Raw genomic sequence first — 24,775 nt, 5'->3', positions numbered from 1 at the left:
AGACGTTGTCCGGACGCTTCAAGATAAGATTGAACGCATAATTACTGGACCCTTCTATCTTGAAATCAGTGCGGTACTTGCGTGAATCAAGCTGTTTCATAAACCGCAGTAGGTTGTCCGTCCGTCGCCTCACGTTGCGATCCAGACGCTTGAGCTGGCTTCGGCCTAGGATGCCGCCGATTTCCGTGTTGCGTGTGTTATAGGCGGGAAACGCAAAGATAAAATCCGGATTCAATTCCGGATTCGCTGAGCGGTAGGCCGCAAGCACCGCCGGATCGCTAGCCTCTCGAACCATCCCATGCGAGCGCAACATGCGTACCTGCTGATACACCTCCGAGTCGTTCGTGCAAATCATCCCTCCCTCGATCGTGCTCATATGGTGCGCGTAGTAAAAGGAGAAATTCGATATCCAGCCGAAACTTCCCAATTTCCGTCCTTGATGCGTAGCCCCATGAGACTCACAGACGTCTTCGATCAGCGGAACGCTTCGCTGCTGCAACTCAGTCAGCAACCTATCTTCCAATGCATCAAATCCCTGCACATGGGTTAAAAATACCGCACGGGTCCTCTCCGTAATGGCGGCACAAATGCTATCTGGATTCATCCCCAACGTCCTGGGATCGATGTCGACGAAGACGGGAGTGAATCCATTCTGCAGCACCGACGCGATATCGGAGACCCAGGCCAACGGTGGAACGATTACTTCGCCGCCCTCGGGGTAGCGGATTTTCAGAATCGCCATCGTCAAGAGATTCGCGGATGCTCCGGAATTGACGAAGACACTATGCTTCACACCTAACCAGGCAGACCATTCGGCCTCAAAATCCCGCACATTCTGACCGTGCGTCAAGATCGGATCGTCCTGTTTGAGATGCTCAATCACCGCATCCAAATCTTCCCGGAGAATATTGTTGCGCATAAGAGGATAGTTCATAACGACCTATTCACGTTCCATGGGAGCTATCGGTCCGATTTTGACCGCTCGAGAAAGCCGTCCTGCTGAGATTTCAAATACTGATCAGAAATGCGTTCAGGGTGGTCAAAAAGACCGTCCGGTGAGGCCGCAGCAAGCGAGGCGTACGCGGTTGGTACGTTGAGACCTTGAGCGAGGCAAGAACGACGCCGGCGGACTTGTTTACTCCCCTGCTATTTCTCGTTGTAATAGTCTCCATACTCAACAATGATGGTGCTGTGTCCGTCCTCACGCAGCAGCGCCCACTCATAGGCCGGGAAAACATCTTTGGGTTCTTCCAAACGAATGATTTCTACCGTGCTGCACATCATGCGGATCGCCTCCGTAAAGTCTCCCACATGCTGATGCTGCGGATGGAGCGGACGCTGCGATCCGATTCCCGTCCTGATAATGGCCTTCGTCTTGTACCCGCCATTGGACATCAGATGAATCTTGTCCAAGTGATTGACTAACTGATTGATCGCCAAGATCAGAAAATTCCACCTCGGGAACACACTGACGGGTATGAGTCCGGTGAGCGCCAGGCCGGTCGTCATCCCCATTTGCATTTCCTCGGCGACCGGCAGCTCGATCAAGCGATGGGAAGGCACCTCCTTGAGCGTGTTGCTCATCGCGGTTCCCGGAACAGCCACCGCCTGGCCGAGAAAAACCGTCCGCGGATCTTGGGCCAAGAAATTCATCGACCGCTTCAGCTCATCAAAATATTTCATGCTTCACCCTAAAACTGAACCCGCATGCCGGCACCGGCATGCGGATACTTCGTTTCGTAGCGGTAGTAGCTGATGTACTCATCATTGACTTCTTCATAGCTCAGGCGAGGTTGATTCCACGTCTCTCTGGTGTCGGTACAGACCGATTTTGCGTTGTCCTCGACGATAAAATGGATCGGTAAGCGGTGGTTTCGGCTGTACTTGATCGATTCATGCGCAATACCCGTCTCAGCCGTCATATCCCCCATGAAACAGTAGACCTTCGCATCCTCTTCACGCTGCTGGATCGACATGGCTGCCCCGACGGCAATCGGTAAGACCCCGCCGACAATCGCAGAAGAGAAGACACGCTGCTCAGGGAAGCACAGAGAGATCGACCGTCCGGCCAGGATCTCATCTCGAACGCGATCCTTTGGTACGCCCTTCAGCAAACACTGATAATGAGACCGCCATGAGCAGAACACCCAGTCTTGAGGTCGGATGGTGCGGAAGATTTGAATGATCGCCTCCTCATTCCCATAATACAGATGAATGGGGGCGCGAATTTTCCCCGCGTTGAACAACGCGGCGATTTCTTCCTCAAATTCAATCAACTCTTCTTTTGTCATCATTTCACCCTTCGTATGCCAGGCGCATGAAGCGGAAAACACCCCAGGTCCAGTCCGACTACCGCGAGCCCACAGGTATCGGGATGGGTGCGGTCTTGAGATGACTCACATACCATCGATACGTCTCCGTGAGTCCCTCGCGAAGCCCGATGCGAGGCTTCCACCCTAAGGACCTGATCCGTGCACTATCAAGGAGTTTTCGAGGAGCACCGTCGGGCTTGGTTGAATCCCAATTGAGCTCCCCTCGATAGCCGACCACGCCGGCTATCAACTCTGCCAATTCTTTGATTGAGACATCCTCCCCAATTCCAATGTTGATTGGGAATTCGACCGTGAGATCTTCCTCGACCAAGAGATGGACACAGGCATCCGCGATATCGTCGGCGTGAACGAACTCCCGTCTCGGCGAGCCGCTGCCCCACAAACCGACCGATTGGGCTCCGGTCATTTTTGCTTCATGAAAGCGCGCGAGAAGCGCTGAGAGAACATGGGCCGATTTCGGGTCAAAATTGTCGTGAGGCCCATAGGCACTATTAGGAATCACCGGAATAAATCGGGCATCCCGATCTTGTTTGTTATACGCCAGACACATGTACGTACCGAGGAGCTTGGAAACGGCATAGGGCAAGCTGGTCGGTTCGGGCTTGCCGGATAAAAGAGCGGCTTCGGCCATCGGTTGAGAACATTCCCTTGGATACATGCAGGAGGAGCCGAACAGAATCAGCCTTCGTACTCCGGTTTTACGCGCTGCCTTCAGCACATTCAGTTGAATAGCGACATTCTCGTCCATGAAATCAGCAGGGAATGACTGATTTTCCATAATTCCGCCCACTCGCCCTGCGGCGAGAATCACGTACTCCGGACGAACCTTCCCAAAAAAATCATTGACCGCCGCGGCATCTTGAAGTTCCAATTCATTCCGCCGTCTCGTCATGGGGGGTCGATACCCCTCCCGCTCCAATCGCCGAACAACCGCCGAGCCGATAAGACCGGCATGTCCCGCGACATAAATGACGGCATCCCGTTTCATCACCATGTCAAGAAAGCCCATTCGGTTGATACAAGACCACGCGACTCCCTGAACTCTCGAATCGGAACGGCACATGCACCAAATGCTTCAGCCGCTCTTGAACTTTTGGTTGCAACTCCGGCTTCACGAACAATAATAGAAAACCTCCGCCTCCCGCGCCGAGTATCTTCCCGCCCAAAGCGCCGACGTGTACCGCTTCTTCATACAGCTGATCAATTTCCGGCGTCGAGACTCTGTCCGAAAGACTGCGTTTACAGACCCAGCTTTCGTGAAGCAACTTGCCGACTTCGTCGATCGAAGTCCTTGAGCTTTGGAGGATCTTGATCGCTTCGTCAACCATCTCTTTCATGCGGTGGAGCTCGGCTTCTCGTCTCTTGAAATTGTCGATCTTGGATTTGGCGACTTCGGACGCAATTCGAGAAAAACCGGTAAAACACAGCATGAGATGCGATTGAAACTCATGCAACCGGTCCTTCGTCAAAATAATGGGCGACACCTGAAACGTGTCGTTTCGCTTAAAGTCGATTCGATTGAACCCTCCGAAGGCGGCCGAAATCTGATCCTGCGACCCGACATTCTCCTTGATGATGTGCTGCTCCATATTGATCGCTTGGGCGGCAAGCTCGTCTTTCGAAATATATTTCCCCCGCAAGGCGGCTAAGGCATGGATCAGTCCCACCGTAAATGATGAGCTGGATCCGAGGCCGGATCGTGCCGGCAGATCGCCGTCGTGATGAACCTCCAACCCCAGATCGTCGCACTCGGCCCAGGACAGAATGGCTCGAACGGCAGGATGCTTGATCTCATCAACCCGCCGCACATTCTCGATAATGGAGTAGACGATGCGGTGCTTGTGTTCGAAAAAAGGCGGCAGGTACCGGCAACTGATGTGACAGTATTTGTCGATCGAGGTGGCCAAGACCACTCCACCGTGCTCCTGATACCAAGCCGGATAGTCGGTCCCGCCGCCGAAGAAGGAAATGCGGAACGGCGTTCTCGTGATGATCATCTCTCGCGCCTCGCACGTTTCACTATGAGCGCGGTGGTCATATCAATCACCGAGTAGTTTCCGGCGCAACGGCACCTTGGCCATGGCTTCAACGTTTGCTCGTTCCTTTTCACCGAACTTCGTCTCGACCAGCTTGAGATACGCCGCGTTCGAAAAGTAGTGCTGCCACGCTTCATCACGGAACCGCAACACGTCCGCTGCCGTGATGTGCTTGGTGGGGAGAGGCTGGCTGTCGTAGGACAAGAATGCATATCCACTGTAGCTATTCGGCAATTTCCAGCCTTGCTGCTTGGCCAGATAATACATCGGACTTCCCGGCAAGGCCTGACAAGGATACATATTCGCCATCTCAGTATTCAGCTCTAGCGCCAAATTCAAGGTTTCCCCCATCGTCTCCAACGTATCGTCAGGAAACCCGAAAATGTAGTTACTGATGATGTTCATTCCCTCGGCCCGCACCTTATCGCAGACGGCTCGGATGTTGACCTCCTGGAAAGAGCCCTTCGAAACCTCCTGCCTCACGGTCTGATTACCGGCTTCTATCCCAAGCGCCAACCAATTAATACCGGCCTGCCTGAACAAATTGACATACTCATGTCGTACGGTATCGACTCGCGCATAGGCCCACATCCGCAATCGCAGATCTCGTTCAATGATATCTTGCAGCAGCGGCTCGTAATACTTACGATTCAAAAAAAACATCTCATCGCTGATCCGAATTGTCTGGACCCCTAGCTTGGCGAGCTTCTCAAGTTCAGCTGTGATTAACTTCGCGCTCCAAAACCGCATCCCGCGCGAATGGGACGCATCAACCCCGCTCCCGTTGTCCACTCGGTTTACAATGTTGATCATGCAAAAATCACAGGCAAACGTGCATCCGAGCGATGTATAGATGGCCGCAAAGGGAGTACGTTTTTGATGATCGAACTCGGCGTGCCAGAAATGCGCCCGATACAGATCAAGCGGTTGGGATCGGTACGGCAGGAGATCCCATGCGTAGCCGGGCATGTCGACATCCATCCGATCTTGCGGAACCACCGATTGCGGCTCATTCATGATCGGACGACTCTTTCCGTTGGAGTCGACGACCTTGTACCCGATCCCCTTCACGGCCTGCAGCCCGGAATGGAGATCTGTCTGCAAAAGATTATGCAGCGCATACACTCCCTCGTTCAGGAGTACGATGTCGACGAACGGGAGTTGCAGAACTTCCATGGGCAACGCGCTGGTGTGAGATCCCACGAAACAGATCGGGAGATGTGGATGCTGTTGTTTGATCTCCTTCGCGAGGGCGCTGGCACCGATCATTCCGGTCGTCCCTGAATTGGGATTTTGCCCGTAGACGACAAATACCACCAGGCGAGGATTCGCATCATGAATCCGATTCACGGCTTCGGGCAATGGCAACTTCTCTGCATCGCAGTCTAAAATCGCCACGCCAAAATTCTTGGCCCGACACGACTGTGCCAACAACAACGCCCATGTCGGTGGTTCAATCGCCGAATAGGTCTTCGCTAACCCTTGATAGGCTTGCAAAGACGAATCAGCATTGACGAAGAGCACATCAAGTCGGCGAGTTGCCATCGGTATCGGTCCGTGACTCGTAGAGTCGGGGAATCATCGTTCGTGTTATCCTATACTTTGACGAATTTTACAATATTTAGGTTTGCTAATTTTAAATTTTGAAGGTGACATTGGTATCACTGGCTCCTTTAGCATCACCATGAGCTGCTTGCAAGGCCGATGAACGAATTTCAGTGTGAACATCTTTCACGATCGAAGGTCCTTCCCGAACCTTCAGTCGAACCAAGACCGTTCCTATGGTAGACCTGATTCGTAAGAATGACACGACGGCAACGAATGTATAGCACGAACGAATACGAAGTAAGAGCTGCTCGGCATTGGGAAGCGGTGAATGATCGACCACGGTGAGGATTTTTCGGAGAAACCTCCACTGGTGTCCCGCGTAGAATGACCAGGAAGAAGACCAACTTTTCCCGTTGGACGGGTCAAACCCACGGAACTTATTCCGATAATAAAAAAGAACCTCATCAATTCCTTGCACCTTCGTCATGGTCAACAACTTGATGAGAAAAAGATTATCCACGTCGGCAATGGTTTCGTCGAATGTATCGAACGGTAGTGCCGCCAAATACGCCTCACTCCGATAGACCCCGAAAATTGTCGGGACCACCCGACGTTGTCCGAGGTAACGCCATACATTTCTGAAGGCGGAATCCTCCTTCTTATATAGATGGCGACCGGCCAACAACCGCTGACCCCCTCGATGACCGTAAACATCCACATAGCACGCGTTAGAAAAGACCAACCCGACCCCGGGATGACGCTGAAGATACCTGACTAGAGTCCCCAGAAAATTCGGTTCCCACAGATCATCATCGCAAGCAATCATGCAGAACTCACCGGTAATGAAGGTAGCCAGGTGGTTTGCGGCATCGTGCGAAATACGATTGATGGTATCGGGCACATACTTCACCCGCGTATCGCGGCGTGCATACTCGCGACAAATCTCAGGCGTCCGGTCCGTGGACTGATTATCAAGAATCACAATCTCAAACTGTGCGTAGTCCTGCACCAGCAGGGACTCCAGCGCCAACGGAAGAAACAGTTCCCCGTTGAGAACCGGCACCATGATCGTGACAAGCCCTGGCGTCTTCATGCGTTTTTCCACACGACCTGATGAAGCCATTCCTTTGCCATCAGATACTGAAACATCGTCATCGTCAATCCAGAAATCAGAAGAGCGACGGCGGCCTTACCGGCTGACAGGTCTCCAAACCCTGCAGTCATGATCCATCCCAGGAAGCATAACGGGAGCCCGAGGGCCACCGCGTAGAGAATCCTTCGAACAGGCCAGGCAATCGGTAGCGCTCGACAACTAATCGGGATGGCCATCATAAATACGACGACTCCTGCCATCAGAAGCGCCAGCGCCGTCCCTAGAAGGGGCTCATAGGACGCCAGAACGTACACGAGCATCGGAGCCAGAAGCGCCCCCATCATAAGGGGATAGATAGTGACTGTCATATCGACCTTCGCCAAACCGAGCTGGTGTAACGTCGAAGACATGGCCCGAAATGTCTCCGTCAGCGCGGGCCAGATGAGGATCGACGCGATCACTTGAAACTGTTCGCCTAAGAGGAGTTTCACCATGAAGGTTGCGTTTCCGACCAAAAACGCGCCGAACAGAATGACGGCTGGAATGTAGGCCGCCGCATAGGCGCTCCAAGCCCGTGCGATGCCCTCAGCATCCTGTCCCTTCAGCGCTCGAAACAACGTTGGGCTGTAAAACTCATTAAAAAGGTTTTCGAACGTCTGCATCGGCATTGAACAGATCATATACCCTGCCGCAAACAAGCCGACTGTCGTAATGTCCGCCACCCAACTGAGAATAAAGCGATAACTCTGGGATTGGATCCACCAAAATACAAATGCCACAGCTTGTGGCCCCACAAACATGATCAGGGTCCACCAATCGAACGGGAGCACACTGTGCAGAGGAGAGGCATGCGTAGAAACGGACGTTCTTGTATAACGCTCAAAAATCACATAGGAAAGAGACGAGAGAAGAAATCCGCAAAAGACTCCAAGTAGCCACACCTCTGGGCCCGTCTGGTAGGTTGACCACCATATCGCGAAGAAGAGACCTCCCCATGCGGCAATATTCCCAAACAGCACATATAGAAAGCGACGCCCTATCAGGTTGAGCCCTGAGGTCCCCATCGTCTGAAGTGCAAACCCCAGCGTATAGAGCGCGACCAAACCCGCAACCCAAACCGGGGTCATCCCCAAGACCATCGAGAAGTGACTCTGCATGACCCACGCTACCGAACCAAGTCCTACCGCAACGGCTAAGACAATACGCAGATACGCACCAAGCCGTTGGGTTAAGACACCGGCATCGATCCAATCCAAACAACCACGAACAATGTACGCAGCGAGAGGGAGCAGCAAGGCGGAGGTCCCGAGAATAGCCAGACTCATCACCTGGTTCATGCTTCCCAGCTCACCGGGTGACAACATCGTCGTCGCAATTTTAATCGTAATTAATCCCGCAAGTACTTGGAAGCCTCTTCCCAGACCGAGCATGACAAGAACACGAAATGGTGTCATTGACGCATCAATCCTATCTCAATAATCCGCGTCGGCCTTCCAAGGCGTCGGCGAGTGGTTGCCGAGCTGGAGGCACAATCTGTTCTGGAAATTGAGATGGAGAAAAGAAACGGACCTCTTCACTCTCCTGGCTGCAGATAACTTGACCGGATAGCACTCGTGCGCCAATGACCACATCAATGAGTTGAACAACATCGCCATTATCCGGATACGTGACGATACGACCTTGTGGGCTTGAATACACACCGATGAGATGCGTCACCTCCACGGTGAGACCCGTCTCTTCACGCACTTCCCGTACGGCAGCCTCGACAAGCGACTCTCCCGGCTCCACCCTTCCTCCAGGCAGTCCCCACCAACCACAATCACGACGCTTTTCCAGGAGGATGGTGTCATCTTGCCCGCGAACGACCACTCCGACTCCCGCTCGTACCCTCATCCCTTCCACAACGGTACTCCCGTACATGGAATCAATCTCGGACGCATTCATGTCGACTCCTCTACGTCCACGATCTGGAGCAATTCGGGTGCTTATACTCCCACTACATCGTTTATATCGATTTCGACCGCTGCCGCTTGTTGAATCAGATGCACTCCGATCACAAGCCGATGACGCTTTTCTTTCCTCAGCAGAATTCCATGCACTCCCTGAAGAGGACCACGAATCACTTCCACCTTCATGCCTTCATGGAGATAGGGGTGCGGATCATAGGGAAGGACACTGTTCATCAGACGCCGCAGTGCCTCGATTTCTGAGTTTGGAATCGGTTCGGGCCGACTTCCACTTCCGACGATTTCGACGACGCCTGCCGTTTTCTGCGCCGGCAGCTTCTCGTGTTGGGAAAGCCGCACGAAACAATAGCCGGGAAACAGCGGGACCTCGATTTCTTTCTTTCGATCCTTCCATTGGCTCAACCGCTTGACAGTCGGAAGTAACGGTTCGATTCCTTGTTTCTCCAACTGATCGCGCACCACCTTCTCATGACGGGACTTCGTTCGCAGCGCATACCATTTGAGATTGTCTGCCTGGTCCATCTGGTTTATCTCGTCTGTCTGGTCATTCATGAGACATCCTGATGTGCGACTCGTTTCATCGCACACACTTTAGCTCCGGCTATCATTTGCTTGATTAGTGCGCCGAGCATGGCGCGAAAAGCCTTGACCTTCGTCCTTCAATCCTTGGCACGCTCCTGACTCACCTAGTCAATGTCCGCTGCGATCAGCACCTGAGTTTTCAACTCACCTGCCGACCCTTTCGCAATATACAAGTATCTGATGAACTCCGCGACTGTCTCTCTTTCTTTTCCCGCTGCGATATTTGAAGCGATGGAGACCGCTGCTCTCCTCGCCTGATCCTTGAAACCGAAATCCTTATCAAACTCCCCATTATTGGGGATCTGATAACGTTCGACCGCGGAGAGCCTTGGCGTTTTTCCCAACATTCGAGGTCTTCAAATCTGGTCACAGGCATAGGTCTCTGCGCAACAAACAGGTCAAGCGCGAACCGCGCGATGCAGCAGAGAAGAGATTCCGGCGTTCCTGTTTTCCATTCCGCTCTCGAAAATCCCTCTTAAGTCCTGCTCGTCGCGCGCCCGACGGATACAGCTTCGCCCTCTCACTTACAGTGAAGAAAAAACGATCGTCTTCCGCGCTTACACCGACGACGTCAACGCGATGATCTTACTATCTGGGACCTGATAGTGTTCGAGTTTCGTGCAGAACCCACCTAAGTGATCAATGGTTGCCAGCAACACCGCGTCGAACTCCCACTGGTACAAGACGTCTAGCGACCAAACTGGATACGAGAGAAATGATTCCTGCCGTCCATCATCCACAAACCCGACCAACGTCATCTGCATCTCGCGGAGCGACAGATACGCCATCTCCGCAAGTTCACCGGTTCCATAGATGACGACTCGTTTCATTCCATTTCGAGCTACGTACGACAGTGTTTCTCGAAGTCGCGCGCGCATATCGCGATAATAGGACAGTGCATACTCCAGGTGAAGAGACGTCAGCCTCGATTTCTCGGCAAACCCTTGTGGCGTCAACACGTATCGAACACGGTGGGAGGGGACCGTGGAAATGGTGATGTATCCGTTCCGCACCAATCGTTTCAAATACTGATTCGTGAGCCCCAACGCGACCCCGAGCTTGACGGCAAGGGACCGCTGGGTGATCCCACCATCGCGCTCCACCTCGGTCAGCAAGAGCAGATCTCGTTGGCCTCGGAGATTCATAGAGTTATGAATTCGCTTGCTGCTCGTTCAGGATATGAACATATACAAATAATGGAGTCAAGGCCACTACCTAGAACCGATCATGCCCTGCCTCAATCCTTAACCTCACACGTGGTGGATGACGAGAGCTGAAGCAGCACCAATTACTTGCCTGACGGCAGCCATCACCGTGTCAACCGTCACTCGATCAAGACAATCCCAATATGAGCAGACTTCGCCGATACATTTATCACAGGTAGGGACATCGGGACGTAGGACAACTCCCGTCCCAAGAGGCTTCCATCTCACAGGCAAATTGTTTCGTCGAGGATCAAACAGGCTGACCGTGGGAATGCCTAGAGCTGCTGCCATGTGAGCTGGTCCCGTGGCTCCAGAAACGACCACATGAGCGTTGGCGATCACTGCCATAAGTTGGCGGAGTGATAGCTGTCCCATACCATTCTTGATCTCGGCAGGAATCTGCGGAGCAGGTAGGAGATATGGTTCGAATTGTTTTTGTTCCGACTCACTGCCAGTCAACAGTACACCATACCCGATTTCCGCCAATTTCACTGCCAAGTCTCGGTAACGCTCCGGCCGCCATCGACGTGCAGAGAGAGCTCCCGGATGGACCACAACTCGTGGGCTGGGCAAATTCGCCCAATAAGATGCCCCGATCGCTCGCTCATACTCCGTCACGAACAGAGCAGAAGGTTGAACCGTTTGGGGAGTCAAGCCCAGGCCTCTCAGCATCTCAACGTTGTACACTGATTCATGCTTTGAAAATTCACTGCGATGTTCGTAGATGCGCCGATTCGCCAAGAGGCTATACCAACGATAGCCTGTCGCAATTCGAATCGGCACTCGCGCCAACCAGGCTGCCCACATCAGTCGACGAAACGGTTTGAGAAACACCGCGACCTCAACTCCCTGGGAAAATGCACGACGGAGCTCCGCCAACGGATCCGTCAGACGAATGGTGCGAACACCATCCACATCAGGATGGTGTTCAAGCAGGGGCGCCACGGTAGGGCTGGTTAAGAACTCAACCTTGACACCTGGTACGAGTTGCCGGAGTTGCGTCGCCACGGGGAGCGACAGGAGGACATCACCGATCCCATCCGGGCGAACGATCAAGACGTTCATTGGCATGGGACGTGAGCCATTAACCGCGGACGAATGGCATCAACCACATGAGTCGGCGTAATACGATGAAGACATTCCAATTCTGGAACATGTCGACAGACACGGCTGAAACAGGGGCTGCATGGAACCTGACCGGTCAATACGGAATGGCCGTCCCCATAGGGTCCGGTCCGAACCGCACTGGTCGGTCCGAACATCGCGACCACAGGGACCCCCAGTGCCGACGCGACATGCATCGGCCCGGAATCGTTCGTAATCATTGCGGATGCCGTCGAAAGCAGCGCAGGCAAACATCCCAACGGGATCTCTCCACACAAATCGATAAACGGACTTGCTGTCAGAGTTCGGAGCTGATTCGCATACAGACGTTCCTCCGAACTTCCGATGATCACGACCGGTTCACGATACGACTCGTGCAGTTGATCCAGAACCGCAGCGAACGCCGTCAGCGGCCATCGCTTCGTCGGCCACCGCGCTCCAATATTCATTGCAATCCATGGCCGGTCCACGGGAAAACCGTGACGACGGCAGATTGCTCGAACAGTCGCGACATCCTCGTCCTGGAACTTAAACTGAAACCGACGTTTCTCAGGACATCTCACCCCCAAGGCATCCACCAGAGAGAGATATCGATCGACCGCATGAACATCGGAGTTCGCAACCGGAACGCGGTCGGTGTAGAACCAAGGACTTCCCTCGCGTCCATTCGCAAACCCGACTCGTATCGGTGCCCCACTGAACCACGCCAAGACGCCACTTCGAAACAATCCTTGCAAATCGATTGCGAGGTCAAAGCGCTCCGCCCTAAGCGCGAGTCCTTCCCGCAGCCAACCACTCACCGTCATGTCCATGGGCCAGACACGATCAACCCCTTCCGCTCGCCGGACAAGCTCAGCCCATTGACGTTTCACCACCCACGTCAGGTGCGCCCCAGGCCACTGCGCTTTCATTGCCGACACCACCGGGAACGTATGGACGATATCTCCCAGTGAACTCGGCTTAATCAGAAGAATACGGGCAGTATCCCAGAGTACGGAGGAAGAGGCACCGAAAGATTTGACAGGTGACACCGGACAACCTCCCTGGCTACGCAGCTGGGACAGTATCGGGGTACTACGTCAAAATGCGGGTCCCTCATCCGTGCCCAAACCATTTCTCTTCATGCACATAGGTGAGAACGGGTCCGCACCTGAAGGGCATAGAGTTCATCGAGTATCGCTTTCCCGCTGCCTAGGACTGCCGTCTCACGCTGCTCTTCAAGCGATCGACAGAGGCGTTGCCACGCGCGCACATACGGAGCGGGGCTGAGGTGATGCCGCAGCATGCTGTGCTGGCTCACGATTCGAGAGATCCACTCATAATTTCCAGGAATCACGGCGGAGAACTGATCGGCGAGCAGGGGCGCTGTTTGAGTAAAAAACATCGTGATGTTCCCCCCATCCTGGGAGATGAGATGCGAGGTTTCATACAACCCCTGCTTTTTGGCCAACCGGCGCAATGACACGACATTGAAATTGTAGAGGTGGGCTTCATGGAACGTACTGCGAGGCGCCTGACAAGTCGCCTCCACATTCGGCACCTCTACAACAAGCACCCCCTCGGGTTTCAACCAAGAACGGAGGCGCGCCAGGATGAAGCCTGGATCTTCTGTATGCTCAAGAACATGCCAGATCGTCACGACATCGAACGAGGCCGAAGCAAATGTCGCGTCTTGGACAAATCCAACTTGAACCGTCAGCCCATATTGTTGTATCGAATGGTCAGCATACCCCCGATTCGGCTCGATCCCATTGACCGCGTGCCCAAGCGATTGCAGCAAATAGGCGAATTCTCCACCCCCAGTGCCGACATCAAGCACTGCTTTCCGACTCGATAATAGCCGTTCGATCTTCCCAAACCGTGAAAGGGCGACCTTGCCGGCACGCAAGACATGTTTCGGCTTGGGACTGTAGGTATGCTTATACGCTAGGCGGTACTGTTCTTCATAAAACCGTCTGGCATCATGTGGGCGCGGATCTGACCAGACGAGACCACAGACTCGGCAAATGACGGTTCGTAACGGGTTCCCGCTTCGACTTCTGGTAGAAAGAGTCGCGACATCGGTCCCACCGCAGAGATTACAAGGAATGAAACAATCCGTCGCATCCTGGCTCACTGCCATCGCCGTTCCTCCCGCGTAACACCGCACCCTGAGCACCGTCTCCCCAGACAACTTACTCCCGCTGTCTAGCCAACACAAGCCCAGTCCGTCCGGCACCCCTTCAATTCATCCGGACTATCGTTTACCCTCGCGTCTATTCGTCATACCTTGGAGGAGGAATTCCTCGTTCCACATCGGACAACAACCAGTCCGCAGCCTCAGCGAGGGAGGCTGTAACCTTGTCCGGAATCAGATGAGCTTCCGCCAAACCTTCCAACTCTTGCAACCGAGTCACCCCGGTTGTCACGAGAACACTTCGTGCTCCCACCCGTTTAGCTAATTCGATATCACGCAGATGATCACCGATCACATAGGATAGCTCAAGATCCACCCCCCGTTCTTGAACCGCCTGATCAATCATTCCACGGTTCGGCTTTCGACACCCACACCCGTCGTCCGGATGATGGGGACAGAAGTAGATGCCGTCAAGCGTCACGCCGGCTTGACCGAGCTCATGTGCGAGCTTTCTGTGGATCGCCTCAAGATTGTGGCGCGAGAGAAATCCTCGTGCGATGCCCGATTGATTCGTCACAAGAATCAGGCGAGCACCAGCCCGTTTCAAGCGTCCGAGCGTCTCCGGCACTCCAGGAAACAATTCAAACTGGTCCGGAGACTTGATATATCCAGGGTCCGGATTGAGCGTGCCATCTCGATCGAGGAAGATTGTATAGCCTTCCAAGACCCTGTCAGGTATGAGGTGTGAGGTGTGAGGCGCAGATGAGTTTTTCTCCCCTTGCCCCTCACCCCTTACCCCTCTCACTTGTTTCACCGCCACATCGTACACTCGGTCAGCTGAGATTTGGGTCATACACCGGTGATCGATCGGGCATTCCCGAAGCAGGCAGGGGGCACAATCAACGGTCTCCCGAACCACCGACCGCTCCTGACCATAGGGAGCGGTCGTACATGAATCCGTCGGTCCGAACACCGCGACGACCGGTACCCCGCACGCAGCCGCCACATGCATCGGTCCCGTATCATTGGTAATCAGAATGCGACATCGCTTCACCACGGCCATCAATTCGCGAATCGTCGTTGTACCAGACAGCACCACCGATCGTCCGTTGATTCGGGCTGCAATGTCCCTCCCCAAGGACTCCTCACCCTTCGCTCCTAGAATGACCACCGCCGCCTGCCTACCCTCATCACGGCCGACTCGCTCCGCAAGGCGCTGCGCGACTTCGGCAAACCGCTCAGGCAACCATCGTTTCGCGCTGCCGTAGGTCGACCCAGGATTGATACCGATCACGAGATCCGATATATCGCTCCCGAGGGCAGCGAGTCTCGCATCCATGGCGTGACTCTCCTCCGTAGTCACACAGAGTGTTGGGAGTGGCGCACGGCCAGACAACCCCAAGGGCTTCAACAAATTCCAGTAGTACTCCACCTGATGGACCGATTGGTGAGACTCAGGCACGGCCACGGACTTGGTGAGAAAGAACATTCGCCCATCAGTTGCATAGCCATACCGCTGCGGGATGCCCGCAAGCCATGCAATCAATGCCGCTTCAAAGGCGTTCTGAAAAAGTACCGCGAGATCGAAGCCTTGCCGCCGCAACAGACCGGCAAGCGCCCACTTCCCTGAGATCCCGGCATGAGCCTCCCTGTCCTCGTAGACCAGCACTCGATTCAGCTCTGGCGCGGCACGAAACAATTCGGCAACGGCCGGTTTGGCCAGCATCGTGACGTCTGCCTCCGGAAAGAGCGATCGCAGACCTCGCAGCGCAGGCTCACACATCACGGCATCACCGATCCAATTCGGCGCCCGCACCAGGATGTTTCGAGGCGGTGCGCTACCCACGAGTCACCCTCAGCATCACATTCGACGATGCTCTGTCGATCAAGAGACGCAGCTCTTCTTCTCCACGCACGACGCGCGCCTGCAACCGGAGCATCCACCAAGGATCGGTCGGCTTGAGCAACGGAGCCAGCTTGCCGCCGTCTTTTTCGGTCGTCACGACGATATCAGCACCGCCAGTCCGCATCGCGAGACGAATGCGCCCGACATCATCCTGGCTGTAGCCATGATGATCTGCCAACGCGGTTTCGCCGGCAACAGTCAGCCCGATGGACTCAGCCGATCGACGGAACGACCCGCTGTTCCCGATACCGCTGACCAGCCATACGCGTTTCGCGTAGCCCCAGGTGATTGGATGTCGCTCGGTCGAGAACACCGACACCATACAGTCAGGTGCAAAGACAACTTCCGCAATCGCTCCGGAAAATGCTGAGACGGCATGTACCCGACGACGAATCGCCTCCACTTCGACGGGCATATCGGCTCGCGTGATCACAACGGCGTCGGCCCGCGCCAGTCCCCGGAACGGTTCACGTAATCTCCCGGCCGGCAGCAACGCATCGAGTCCCTCCGGATCAGTGGCATCCAGCAAGACGAGATCAAGGTTCCGCTGCAACGAACGATGCTGGAATCCATCATCAAGAATCATGCACTCCACGGGAAATTGCGCCAGCACCCATCGACCGAGCGCCGCCCGGTCGGTCCCTACAGCGACAATGGCTCGCGGACACCGTTGCGCCATAAGAAACGGTTCGTCGCCCGCCTCCGACGGACCGACCAAGATGCGCGACCCATCCGAGACCAACAGATGCGGTGCCGTGCTCGTCCGCTTATAGCCGCGACTCAAAATCGCGACTCGTAACCCCTTAGCCTGCAACCATTCCGTCACAAGCATCACCATCGGTGTCTTGCCCGTTCCGCCGACAGTGAGATTCCCCACACTGATCACAGCGCAGGGTAATCGCGTTGAGGCTAACCATCCAAGGCGATAGCACCAATCAGGACAGCGAACGAAGAGGCCGTAGCACCACGAAGCCCAGTACAGCCACGTACGGACCGGTTGTCCGGGAGAGAGCAATGACATATCAGGGCTTAGCCACGAGCGACCCTACTCCCGTTGTCACCGAATGCTTGGAGTACAATGGAGCAGTACGAAGGCACTGTTCTATCTGCTCCACGCTTCGCATGAGCGCACCTTGGTTGTCCGACACCACCTGTTTCGCTACCTGGCCATCTCGATTTCGTTTGTCGGGCTGCCCTAACCATTCCTCAATCGAGACAACAAGGTCCTCCACCCCCGTCACCCGACGCCCGCCACCGGCCTCGGACAAGAGTGTTGCGATCTCAGTACAATGGTCCGTGTAGGGTCCAAACATCACCGGAGTGCCCCACACGGCCGGTTCGAGCAAATTATGCCCCCCCACGGGAACTAAGGTCCCGCCCACATAAGCCACAACAGCCTCGCGATACGCACGGGCTAGTTCTCCCCTTGTATCCAAAATCACCACCCGCGGACCGGATAGGTTCTCTCGAATCTGACTCTTCCGCTGTACGACAACCTTAGCCTCTCGCAGCATCGCCTCAACTCGGTCGACCCGTTCAATATGACGAGGGGCCAACATCAGGACGACATCGCGATAGGTCTGAACAATTTTCTGGTATGCGGAGACCAGCAGTTCCTCTTCACCCTGATGCGTACTCCCCGCGAGAATAAGCTGCTCATTCTCAGCCAGTCCCAAGCTGCGACGCAGTGACCTATCTGATTGAACCTCCGGCACCGGCTGATCAAACTTGATGTTGCCCGTCACATGCGTACTGGCGGGTTCGGCGCCTAATGCCACGATCCGCTGTCGATCCCTCTCGGTTTGCATCAAACAAAGTGTCAGCGTCTGCAGCACAACCCGATAGAATGAACGAATCAGCGGCACATCCTGACGGCGAAACGACCGAGAGGACAACCGGCCGTTCACCAACACGGAAGGCACATTGTGTTCTCGTAAGGTCCACAACATGTTCGGCCATAGTTCGGTCTCGACGAATACGTAGAGTACTGGTTGCAGGCGTTTGACCATGCCGGCTACGGCCCATGAAAAATCAAGTGGCGCGTACCGATGTTCGGCAATCCCGTCTAATCGCTGTTCAACCGCTTCGCGGCCGGTTTCAGTCACCGTCGTGACGATATAACGAAACTCCGGATGCCGTGTCTGCAACGCCTTCACAAGCGGCGAGACCGCGACCACTTCGCCGAGCGACACAGCATGAATCCACACGAGCGGTCGAGACGACACACCGACATCAGAGGGATGGACTCCCCACCCCATTCTTTGAAGAAAACCAGGACGGCAGCGTGGCTTGGCCAGGAGAACACCCGCGATCACGGGTGTCGCGAGAAGAAGGCCGATGTTATAGAGAAGCTTCCACATGGGAACGAAGTGAAAGGGAAGAGGTGAAAGGCCAATCAATCACCTCATTCCTGAACCTGTATCGCATCACCGCTCACGTTTCACGCATCACCGCTGCTTCCGCCTGATCCGTCAGCTGATTGAGGGCTGTCTCAAGTTCCACCCGAAGCGTTTCAAGCATGGCCCCATCGGCTTCTCGCGGGACCCAGAGCGGTCTGCCATAGAGAAACAGGCCTCTGGAGAATGGGTACGGGACCATGAAGCGATCCCAGCTCGCAAAGAGTTTTTTTTTGAGCAGGCAAAGATCATGGGCACAATCGGAAGCCCAGTGGCCTTAGCCAACTGCACCACCCCCAGCTTGGCCACCCGGCGAGGTCCCTTTGGACCATCCGGCGTCACACCAAGATCCCAGCCGGACCGTCCCACCTTGATCAACGTCCGCAAGGCCGTCGCCCCGCCCCTCGTACTCGACCCCCGCACGGCCTGATGCCCGAATCGCGAGATGATCCGTGCGATAATCTCACCGTCACCATGCTGACTGATCAACATCTGCGTCCCGACACCACGGTACCCATGCAACATCATCAGTTGCTGCGCATGCCAAAAGGCAAAAATCGCGTGGCGTCCTTCTCGATACAATGCGTCGACCGATTCGTGACCGCGAGTCTCGCATTGTATCGTACCAGCGACGCCTCGAATGAGCGCCGCCCCCACCGGGGGCAGCACAGAAAGTTTCAACCATTTCAAGAGAGCTGAATGTTTCATCGGTTCAGCGTGTCAACTCTTCGGATTGGAACTGCAACGCATGCAAACGGCGATACACACCGCCCAGCCGAAGCAGTTCGTCATGGGAGCCGACTTCAACAATCCTGCCTCGGTCCAAGACGACGATTCGATCCGCATTCTGAATCGTCGACAGCCGATGAGCAATCACCACCGTCGTTCGATTCTTCATCAAATTACCCAACGCCAGCTGCACGATCCGTTCAGACTCGGTATCAAGCGCGGAGGTTGCCTCATCAAGGATGAGAAGCGGTGGGTCGCGAAGAATAGCTCTGGCAATCGCCAACCGTTGCCGCTCACCACCCGATAGCTTGAGCCCCCGTTCCCCGATCACCGCATCGTACCCCTTCGGGAGACGCAGAATAAAGTCATGCGCATAGGCCAGCTTCGCAGCCCGTTCGATCTCGGCCTGATCGGCACCGGTTCGCCCAAACGCAATGTTGTTGCTGATCGTATCATCGAACAGGACAACCTCTTGCGAAACAATTCCAATGTGGGCCCGTAACGATCGCAGTTCGTAGGAGGTCAAGGGAACGCCATCCAGCAAAAGAGCCCCGGACGTTGGTTCATAGAACCGTGGCAACAAACTGACCAGCGTCGTCTTTCCACTTCCACTGCCTCCAACAAGCGCGATGACCTCGCCAGGCTTAATGGACAAATCCACGTCGGTGAGGGCCGGAACTGATTGATTCTCATACCGCATGGAGACGTTCTGAAACTCGATCGCCCGACGGATCTGGACCAGCGGGATCGTCCCGCGGTTCTGAGACTGCTCGGTTTCTAAATCCAGCATGTCAAAGACCCGCTCAGCCGCTGCCAGCGCCTGCTGGATCAGATTATTGGAGCCAGAGAGTTTTTTGATCGGTGTATAGGCCATAAACATGGCGGCCATAAACGAAAAAAATGCACCTGGGGTCATCAGCTCTTGAATAACCAGATACCCTCCGTACCAAATAATCGTGGCGACACCGATGACTCCGATGATCTCCATCTGTGAATGGCCGAGCGACCACACCTGATTGGACTTCAATGTCGTCGAGAGAAACGCATGGTTCCTCCGATGAAACCGCTCAGCCTCCGCCTCCTCCCGGCCGAACGCCTTCACCACCCGAATGCCGGAAAAGGTTTCTTGAAGCGTCGAGGACAAGTCTCCCATCTGTTCCTGTCCGCTGGTCGCTAGTCGTTTCAACCGCTTTCCCACCCGCGCCATTGTCAACCCCGAAAGAGGAATGACGACCATCGAGATCGCCGCCAACCTCCAGTTCTGATAGAGGATGACGCCCACCATCGCGAGAAAAGTGAGCCCGTTTTGGAAAATATCTTTCACGACACTCGACGCGGCATTCGCCATGATTCCCACATCATTCACGACGCGTGAGACGAGGCGCCCCGATGTATGGGTATCATGAAACCCAACCGACTGCCGCATGAGTTGCTGGAATAATTCCTGTCGGATGTCCGCCACGACCCGATTCCCGACATACGCCATCAAATATCCCACACCATAACTAAACACGGCTTTCAGCGTCGCCACGCCGAAGAGTACCAGCGGCAGTACCATTAACATCTGCTCGTTCTTTTGAATGAAGATATCGTCCAACACCGGCCGAGCAAGCCACGCGTAGGCCCCGCTCAAGAGCGCCACTAACCCTGAACAGGCAAAGGCTGCCAGAAACCGTACCTGATACGGTTTCACATACCCCATCAGCCGTTTGAATCGATCTAAGCCCGACATGCCGCCAACACCACCTCTGCCGCTCTCATTGATGCGCCGGGTGCGCCTAAGGCTTCCCGTACTTGTGCCAAGTTCCGTTTCATTTCAGCATACACGGTCGGATCCTCTAAAATCCGCAGTGCCTCTTCATAGAGCCGCTGACCGGTGGCCTCAGCCTGCAACAACTCCGGCACGACGGATCGACCTGCCACGAGATTGACAAGACCGATCCATTTGACTCGCATAAAGAAGCTCCCAATCCACCATTGCCATGCGCTGATGTGATAGAGCAGCACCATGGGGGTCCCCACCACAGCTGCCTGCAATATTGCCGTACCCGACTTGACCAATGCAAAGTCGGAAACCGCCAGCACTTCACTGGTTTGTTCTTTGACCAGAGTGACAGGAACCGCGCTGTGTCGCAAGAGCGGCTGTAAGAGATTATCCTGAATTGTGGAGGCTTGTGCCAGGAGAAACTTCGTTCCTGGCCTATGCCGCGCCAATTTCTCTGCTGCTGCAAGAAGGATCGGCAGCAGAACCTGCACTTCATGCGTTCGACTCCCTGGCAATAAGGCAATGACACGCTCATGATCAGAGAAGCCAAACCTCCTGCGAAGCGCCGTCCGATCATCGGCCCCACCGACTGCATCAAGTATGGGATGGCCGACAAACGTGCATCGCATACCTGCTTTCTCAAAGAGCGGTTGTTCAAACGGCAGAATCACCAACACCTGATCGACTCGTTTCTTAATCCAGTACATCCGCCAAGGGCCCCAGGCCCAAATCTGGGGCGCAATATAATAGAACACACGCAACCCAGCGCCCTTGGCAAAATAGGCGTACCGTAGGTTCAATCCTGGGTTGTCGACAAAAACGACCGCATCCCATGGCTCCGACCTGAACAATCGCCGCATGAAGAACAACCGTCGAATAATCGCCAACAATGCCAGGGGTCCGACCATGCCCATGACATCGAACTGCCCCATCTTGCAGACCAATTCCACCCCGGCATCCTCCATGGCACGTCCGCCAATTCCTGCCACAGAGACATGAGGATCACAGGCCTTCAGCGCCTTTGCCAGGTTTGCCCCATGAAGGTCACCAGAAGCCTCGCCCGTTACAATCAGAATGCGTGCCATGGTGGCCTATCAAGCATGATCAATATGAGTATGATGGTTCGATGAGCTCAGCCGACAACACCTGACCCTACTGCTTCGGCCAAGGATCCTCAGGTCGTTTCTGCTACCCAGGCCTCTTCACTGCAGCCAGCACGCGATGAGCCAGCTCCACTGCCGCGGCTCCGTCTGCACCAGATACTACGGGAGAAGATCGCTCACGAACGGCATGGAGAAACGACTCAAGCTGCAATTTGAGAGGTTCGGCATCGCCGGCTTGAATCTCCTCTACGAGCATTGTCGGTTTTCCAGCAACCGCATCGGTTCGACGCCCGATTACGCCCTGCCGAGACTGGAAATCGATCGTGGCACACCCATCGGGTTGGAACACTCGCCATTGGCGCATAGCTTTCGGCGAGATACGACTGGCAGTCAGCTGCGCCACACACTCCTCCCTAAACTGAATGCGTACGTTGGCGACATCATTGGTTGAAGAAAGCAGAGCCCCACCTGTCGCCCACACCGCCTCGACAGCGCCAGGGTTGCAAGAAAGCACGAGATCAATGTCATGAATCATGAGATCGAGCACAACATCGACATCGGTACCCCGTTCACTATACGTGCTCAATCGATGACATTCGAACAACATCGGAGTGCGGAGATACGGTCGCATCAACGACATGATGGGATTGAACCGCTCACTGTGCCCCACTTGCAACGTGCAACCGTGACGGCTGGCCACCTCGACAAGGTCCCACGCCTCACTCGGCAACACCGCGATCGGCTTTTCTACTAGGACATGCTTTCCGGCTTCAAGGCAGGCCTTTGCGACAGCGTAATGACCGGAAGTAGGTACGGCAATACTGAGGACATCGACCTGTTTGAGAAGCTCCGGCAATCCGCGGAAAGCCTGTACATGGTATTGCTGAGCGATGGAAGAGGCCCGTTCGCCGTCTTGATCCACGACACCAACTAACGTGGCATCCGGAGCTGAGGCATAGAGGCGCGCATGATGTTGCCCGAGATGTCCGACCCCAATCACACCGGCACGAAGTTTGACCATACACCTCTTTGACTGAATTGGGGAATCTCTTGATTCGATTGATCCGGCGAGTGTCGGAAATCAATAGGTCAACAGATCTTCAGACTCCGGAACTTCTCCGTCGGCTTAGGTCCCCATGCCTGATTCTTCTTCGCGAGCGACGCCGACGACGACGATCCCGGCATCTTCGGCATTGCGAAGGAGCACGTCTCGATCCAGCATCACAGACCGACCTGCTTCAACGGCAAGCACGGACGCCTTGACCGATCGCATGACCTCAATAGTTTTAGGCCCGACAGCGGGCAAATCAAATCGGAGGTCCTGTTGCGGCTTGCATCGCTTCACGACGACCACTCCCTCCTTGGCGAGTGCGCCTCCACGCTTGATTGCCTCATCAGTTCCTTCAACCGCTTCGACCGCCACGATTGTGTGATCCTTGACGATCACACATTGACCGATGTCGAGACGCCCGGTCTCTCTCGCAACCTCCCACCCATACCGGATATCCGCCCATTCTTTCTTCGTCGGCTGGCGAGAGGTCAACGTGCCTTCCGTGACGAGAATCCCGTCAAGGCCGAATGTCGACTCACAAATCGTGAGGCCATCCTTTTCGAGCTCCGCCGCCAACGCACGGAGAATATCGTCATCCTTCCAAAGAACCAATTTCGTAGCCAAGGCCAGCACGCGAAAATCAGGACGGGCGTGACTATAGATATGCGTCTTCTTAATACCTCCCAACATGACGACATGGCGTACCCCGTCGGCCTTGAAGGCGTTAATCAATTTATTAAGTTGGCCGAGCTTGACCCAATGAATCCGGTCGACATGCTGTTCGAGCTCCGGTTCTGTTTCACCTTCGTGGGCCACAGCAGACACGTGAAGACCCATCTTGCGAGCATTATCGGAAAAGATGATCGGGAATCGCCCGTTCCCGGCGATCACCCCGATTCGACCGTCCGTTATAGGCATGGTCAAACCCATCGCAATCGATGTCATACCGGTTGATCGAATTCACGTTCAAGGTCTGAGCTGACTGCCCTCGAGATTCCACGCTTAGTCCCCTCCATAAACGTAAGAATCTTGGCCACATCTTCCTGTCCCTTGAACTCCTTCTTCGCCAACTTGATCGCCTCAGCCGTTCGATGACCTGTTCGAAAGAGCAGATCGAATGCTTTCCTCAACGAAGCAATACGGTCCGTCGAGAAGCCGTGTCGTTGCAACCCGACCGTATTGAGGCCGTACAGATGCGCACGATACCCACCGGCTGCGAACGTAAATGGCGGAATATCCTGACCGATCGCACAGCACCCGCCGACCATGACGTAGTCTCCGATACGCACAAACTGAAGCACACCGGTCAACCCTCCGATAACGGAATGATCTCCAATGGTGATATGTCCGGCCAGGCTCGCCGCATTGGCCATAATAATATGGTTGCCGAGCCGGCAATCGTGCGCCACATGCACATACGCCATCAGGATGCCCTTGGACCCGAGAGAGGTCACTCCCCCGCCTTGGACGGTTCCCCGGTTAATCGTGACGTATTCCCGGAGGATGTTGTCATGGCCGATTGTCACCTTGGTCGGCTCCCCTTTATACGCGAGGTGCTGAGGAGGCCCTCCGATGGAGGCAAAGGGGTGCACTTCGTTCCGTTCCCCAATCTCCGTCCACCCTTCGACATTCACGTGAGAGAGGAGGCGGCTCCCTTTTCCAATGACCACGTGTTCGCCAACGACACAGAACGGCCCGACCTCGACATCAGTATCGAGCATGGCCTTGGGATGGACAATCGCTGATGGATGTATCTTCACACCTTCCCCCTTTAAGATACGTCAGCCGTCAACTGAGCCCCTTCAACCACGAGATCCGCATTGCGCCCATCCGACCTTGCA

At 54.9% G+C, this 24,775-nt stretch carries 24 protein-coding genes; all 24 read right to left on the bottom strand.

Going from position 1 to position 24,775, the window contains the following annotated elements; genetic code table 11:
* A partial coding sequence (locus ACYX34_RS11245; protein ID WP_462076658.1) for a DegT/DnrJ/EryC1/StrS family aminotransferase occupies positions 1 to 934 on the bottom strand: 934 nt, incomplete at its 3' end.
* Between the two features lie 212 nt (positions 935 to 1,146).
* Positions 1,147 to 1,683 carry a hypothetical protein gene (locus tag ACYX34_RS11240; RefSeq protein ID WP_462076657.1) on the bottom strand — a complete coding sequence of 179 codons (537 nt, stop codon included), beginning with the start codon at positions 1,681 to 1,683 and terminating at the stop codon, positions 1,147 to 1,149.
* An 8-nt stretch (positions 1,684 to 1,691) separates the two neighbouring features.
* Positions 1,692 to 2,294 carry a thiamine pyrophosphate-dependent enzyme gene (locus tag ACYX34_RS11235; RefSeq protein WP_462076656.1) on the bottom strand — a complete coding sequence of 201 codons (603 nt, stop codon included), beginning with the start codon at positions 2,292 to 2,294 and terminating at the stop codon, positions 1,692 to 1,694.
* A gap of 55 nt (positions 2,295 to 2,349) precedes the next feature.
* Positions 2,350 to 3,327 carry a GDP-L-fucose synthase family protein gene (locus ACYX34_RS11230; protein WP_462076655.1) on the bottom strand — a complete coding sequence of 326 codons (978 nt, stop codon included), beginning with the start codon at positions 3,325 to 3,327 and terminating at the stop codon, positions 2,350 to 2,352.
* Between the two features lies 1 nt (position 3,328).
* Positions 3,329 to 4,330, bottom strand: coding sequence for a GHMP family kinase ATP-binding protein (locus tag ACYX34_RS11225; RefSeq protein ID WP_462076654.1), 1,002 nt, complete (start codon positions 4,328 to 4,330; stop codon positions 3,329 to 3,331).
* Positions 4,331 to 4,372: 42 nt separating this feature from the next.
* Positions 4,373 to 5,914: a B12-binding domain-containing radical SAM protein gene (locus ACYX34_RS11220; protein WP_462076653.1), complete on the bottom strand. Its 1,542-nt coding sequence runs from the start codon at positions 5,912 to 5,914 to the stop codon at positions 4,373 to 4,375.
* A 91-nt stretch (positions 5,915 to 6,005) separates the two neighbouring features.
* Complete coding sequence (locus ACYX34_RS11215) at positions 6,006 to 7,010, bottom strand: glycosyltransferase family 2 protein (protein WP_462076652.1); 1,005 nt, start codon at positions 7,008 to 7,010, stop codon at positions 6,006 to 6,008.
* A complete protein-coding gene (locus ACYX34_RS11210; RefSeq protein WP_462076651.1) occupies positions 7,007 to 8,464 on the bottom strand; it encodes a lipopolysaccharide biosynthesis protein in 1,458 nt (485 codons plus the stop codon). Before ACYX34_RS11210 ends, ACYX34_RS11215 begins: the two co-directional genes overlap by 4 nt.
* A gap of 13 nt (positions 8,465 to 8,477) precedes the next feature.
* A complete protein-coding gene (locus tag ACYX34_RS11205; RefSeq protein ID WP_462076650.1) occupies positions 8,478 to 8,954 on the bottom strand; it encodes an NUDIX domain-containing protein in 477 nt (158 codons plus the stop codon).
* A 41-nt stretch (positions 8,955 to 8,995) separates the two neighbouring features.
* On the bottom strand, positions 8,996 to 9,529 hold the full coding sequence (locus ACYX34_RS11200) for a UpxY family transcription antiterminator (protein ID WP_462076649.1): 534 nt from the start codon (positions 9,527 to 9,529) through the stop codon (positions 8,996 to 8,998).
* A 134-nt stretch (positions 9,530 to 9,663) separates the two neighbouring features.
* Positions 9,664 to 9,906, bottom strand: a complete 243-nt coding sequence (locus ACYX34_RS11195) for a four helix bundle protein (RefSeq protein WP_462076648.1) — start codon at positions 9,904 to 9,906, stop codon at positions 9,664 to 9,666.
* A gap of 210 nt (positions 9,907 to 10,116) precedes the next feature.
* Positions 10,117 to 10,704 (bottom strand): winged helix-turn-helix transcriptional regulator, encoded by a 588-nt coding sequence (locus ACYX34_RS11190; protein ID WP_462076647.1) that lies wholly within the window; start codon positions 10,702 to 10,704, stop codon positions 10,117 to 10,119.
* 105 nt (positions 10,705 to 10,809) lie between these two features.
* The gene (locus tag ACYX34_RS11185) at positions 10,810 to 11,835 is read right to left on the bottom strand and encodes a glycosyltransferase family 9 protein (RefSeq protein ID WP_462076646.1); all 1,026 of its coding nucleotides are present in this window, start codon (positions 11,833 to 11,835) and stop codon (positions 10,810 to 10,812) included.
* Positions 11,826 to 12,899, bottom strand: coding sequence for a lipopolysaccharide heptosyltransferase II (gene waaF, locus ACYX34_RS11180; protein ID WP_462076645.1), 1,074 nt, complete (start codon positions 12,897 to 12,899; stop codon positions 11,826 to 11,828). The genes ACYX34_RS11185 and waaF (ACYX34_RS11180) overlap by 10 nt, the downstream gene beginning before the upstream one ends.
* An 89-nt stretch (positions 12,900 to 12,988) precedes the next feature.
* Positions 12,989 to 13,990 (bottom strand): class I SAM-dependent methyltransferase, encoded by a 1,002-nt coding sequence (locus ACYX34_RS11175; RefSeq protein WP_462076644.1) that lies wholly within the window; start codon positions 13,988 to 13,990, stop codon positions 12,989 to 12,991.
* A 133-nt stretch (positions 13,991 to 14,123) separates the two neighbouring features.
* Positions 14,124 to 15,830: a lipopolysaccharide heptosyltransferase II gene (gene waaF, locus ACYX34_RS11170; protein WP_462076643.1), complete on the bottom strand. Its 1,707-nt coding sequence runs from the start codon at positions 15,828 to 15,830 to the stop codon at positions 14,124 to 14,126.
* Positions 15,823 to 16,911: a tetraacyldisaccharide 4'-kinase gene (gene lpxK / locus ACYX34_RS11165; protein ID WP_462076642.1), complete on the bottom strand. Its 1,089-nt coding sequence runs from the start codon at positions 16,909 to 16,911 to the stop codon at positions 15,823 to 15,825. Before lpxK ends, waaF (ACYX34_RS11170) begins: the two co-directional genes overlap by 8 nt.
* Position 16,912: 1 nt before the next feature.
* Entirely contained in the window at positions 16,913 to 18,250 is a 1,338-nt protein-coding gene (locus tag ACYX34_RS11160; RefSeq protein WP_462076641.1) for a 3-deoxy-D-manno-octulosonic acid transferase, read from the bottom strand.
* Positions 18,251 to 18,361: 111 nt separating this feature from the next.
* A complete protein-coding gene (locus ACYX34_RS11155) occupies positions 18,362 to 18,994 on the bottom strand; it encodes a lysophospholipid acyltransferase family protein (RefSeq protein WP_462076640.1) in 633 nt (210 codons plus the stop codon).
* Between the two features lie 4 nt (positions 18,995 to 18,998).
* The gene (gene msbA / locus ACYX34_RS11150) at positions 18,999 to 20,747 is read right to left on the bottom strand and encodes a lipid A export permease/ATP-binding protein MsbA (RefSeq protein ID WP_462076639.1); all 1,749 of its coding nucleotides are present in this window, start codon (positions 20,745 to 20,747) and stop codon (positions 18,999 to 19,001) included.
* On the bottom strand, positions 20,735 to 21,865 hold the full coding sequence (lpxB, locus tag ACYX34_RS11145; protein WP_462076638.1) for a lipid-A-disaccharide synthase: 1,131 nt from the start codon (positions 21,863 to 21,865) through the stop codon (positions 20,735 to 20,737). The genes msbA and lpxB overlap by 13 nt, the downstream gene beginning before the upstream one ends.
* Positions 21,866 to 21,968: 103 nt before the next feature.
* On the bottom strand, positions 21,969 to 22,904 hold the full coding sequence (locus ACYX34_RS11140; RefSeq protein ID WP_462076637.1) for a Gfo/Idh/MocA family oxidoreductase: 936 nt from the start codon (positions 22,902 to 22,904) through the stop codon (positions 21,969 to 21,971).
* A gap of 105 nt (positions 22,905 to 23,009) precedes the next feature.
* The gene (locus ACYX34_RS11135; protein ID WP_462076636.1) at positions 23,010 to 23,879 is read right to left on the bottom strand and encodes an LpxI family protein; all 870 of its coding nucleotides are present in this window, start codon (positions 23,877 to 23,879) and stop codon (positions 23,010 to 23,012) included.
* Positions 23,876 to 24,694 (bottom strand): acyl-ACP--UDP-N-acetylglucosamine O-acyltransferase, encoded by an 819-nt coding sequence (lpxA, locus tag ACYX34_RS11130; protein ID WP_462076635.1) that lies wholly within the window; start codon positions 24,692 to 24,694, stop codon positions 23,876 to 23,878. Before lpxA ends, ACYX34_RS11135 begins: the two co-directional genes overlap by 4 nt.
* Positions 24,695 to 24,775 lie beyond the last annotated feature (81 nt).

Source organism: Nitrospira sp. CMX1 (assembly GCF_054902215.1).
The sequence above is the reverse complement of the archived record's forward strand: the minus strand, read 5'-3'. Positions and strand labels throughout refer to the sequence as shown.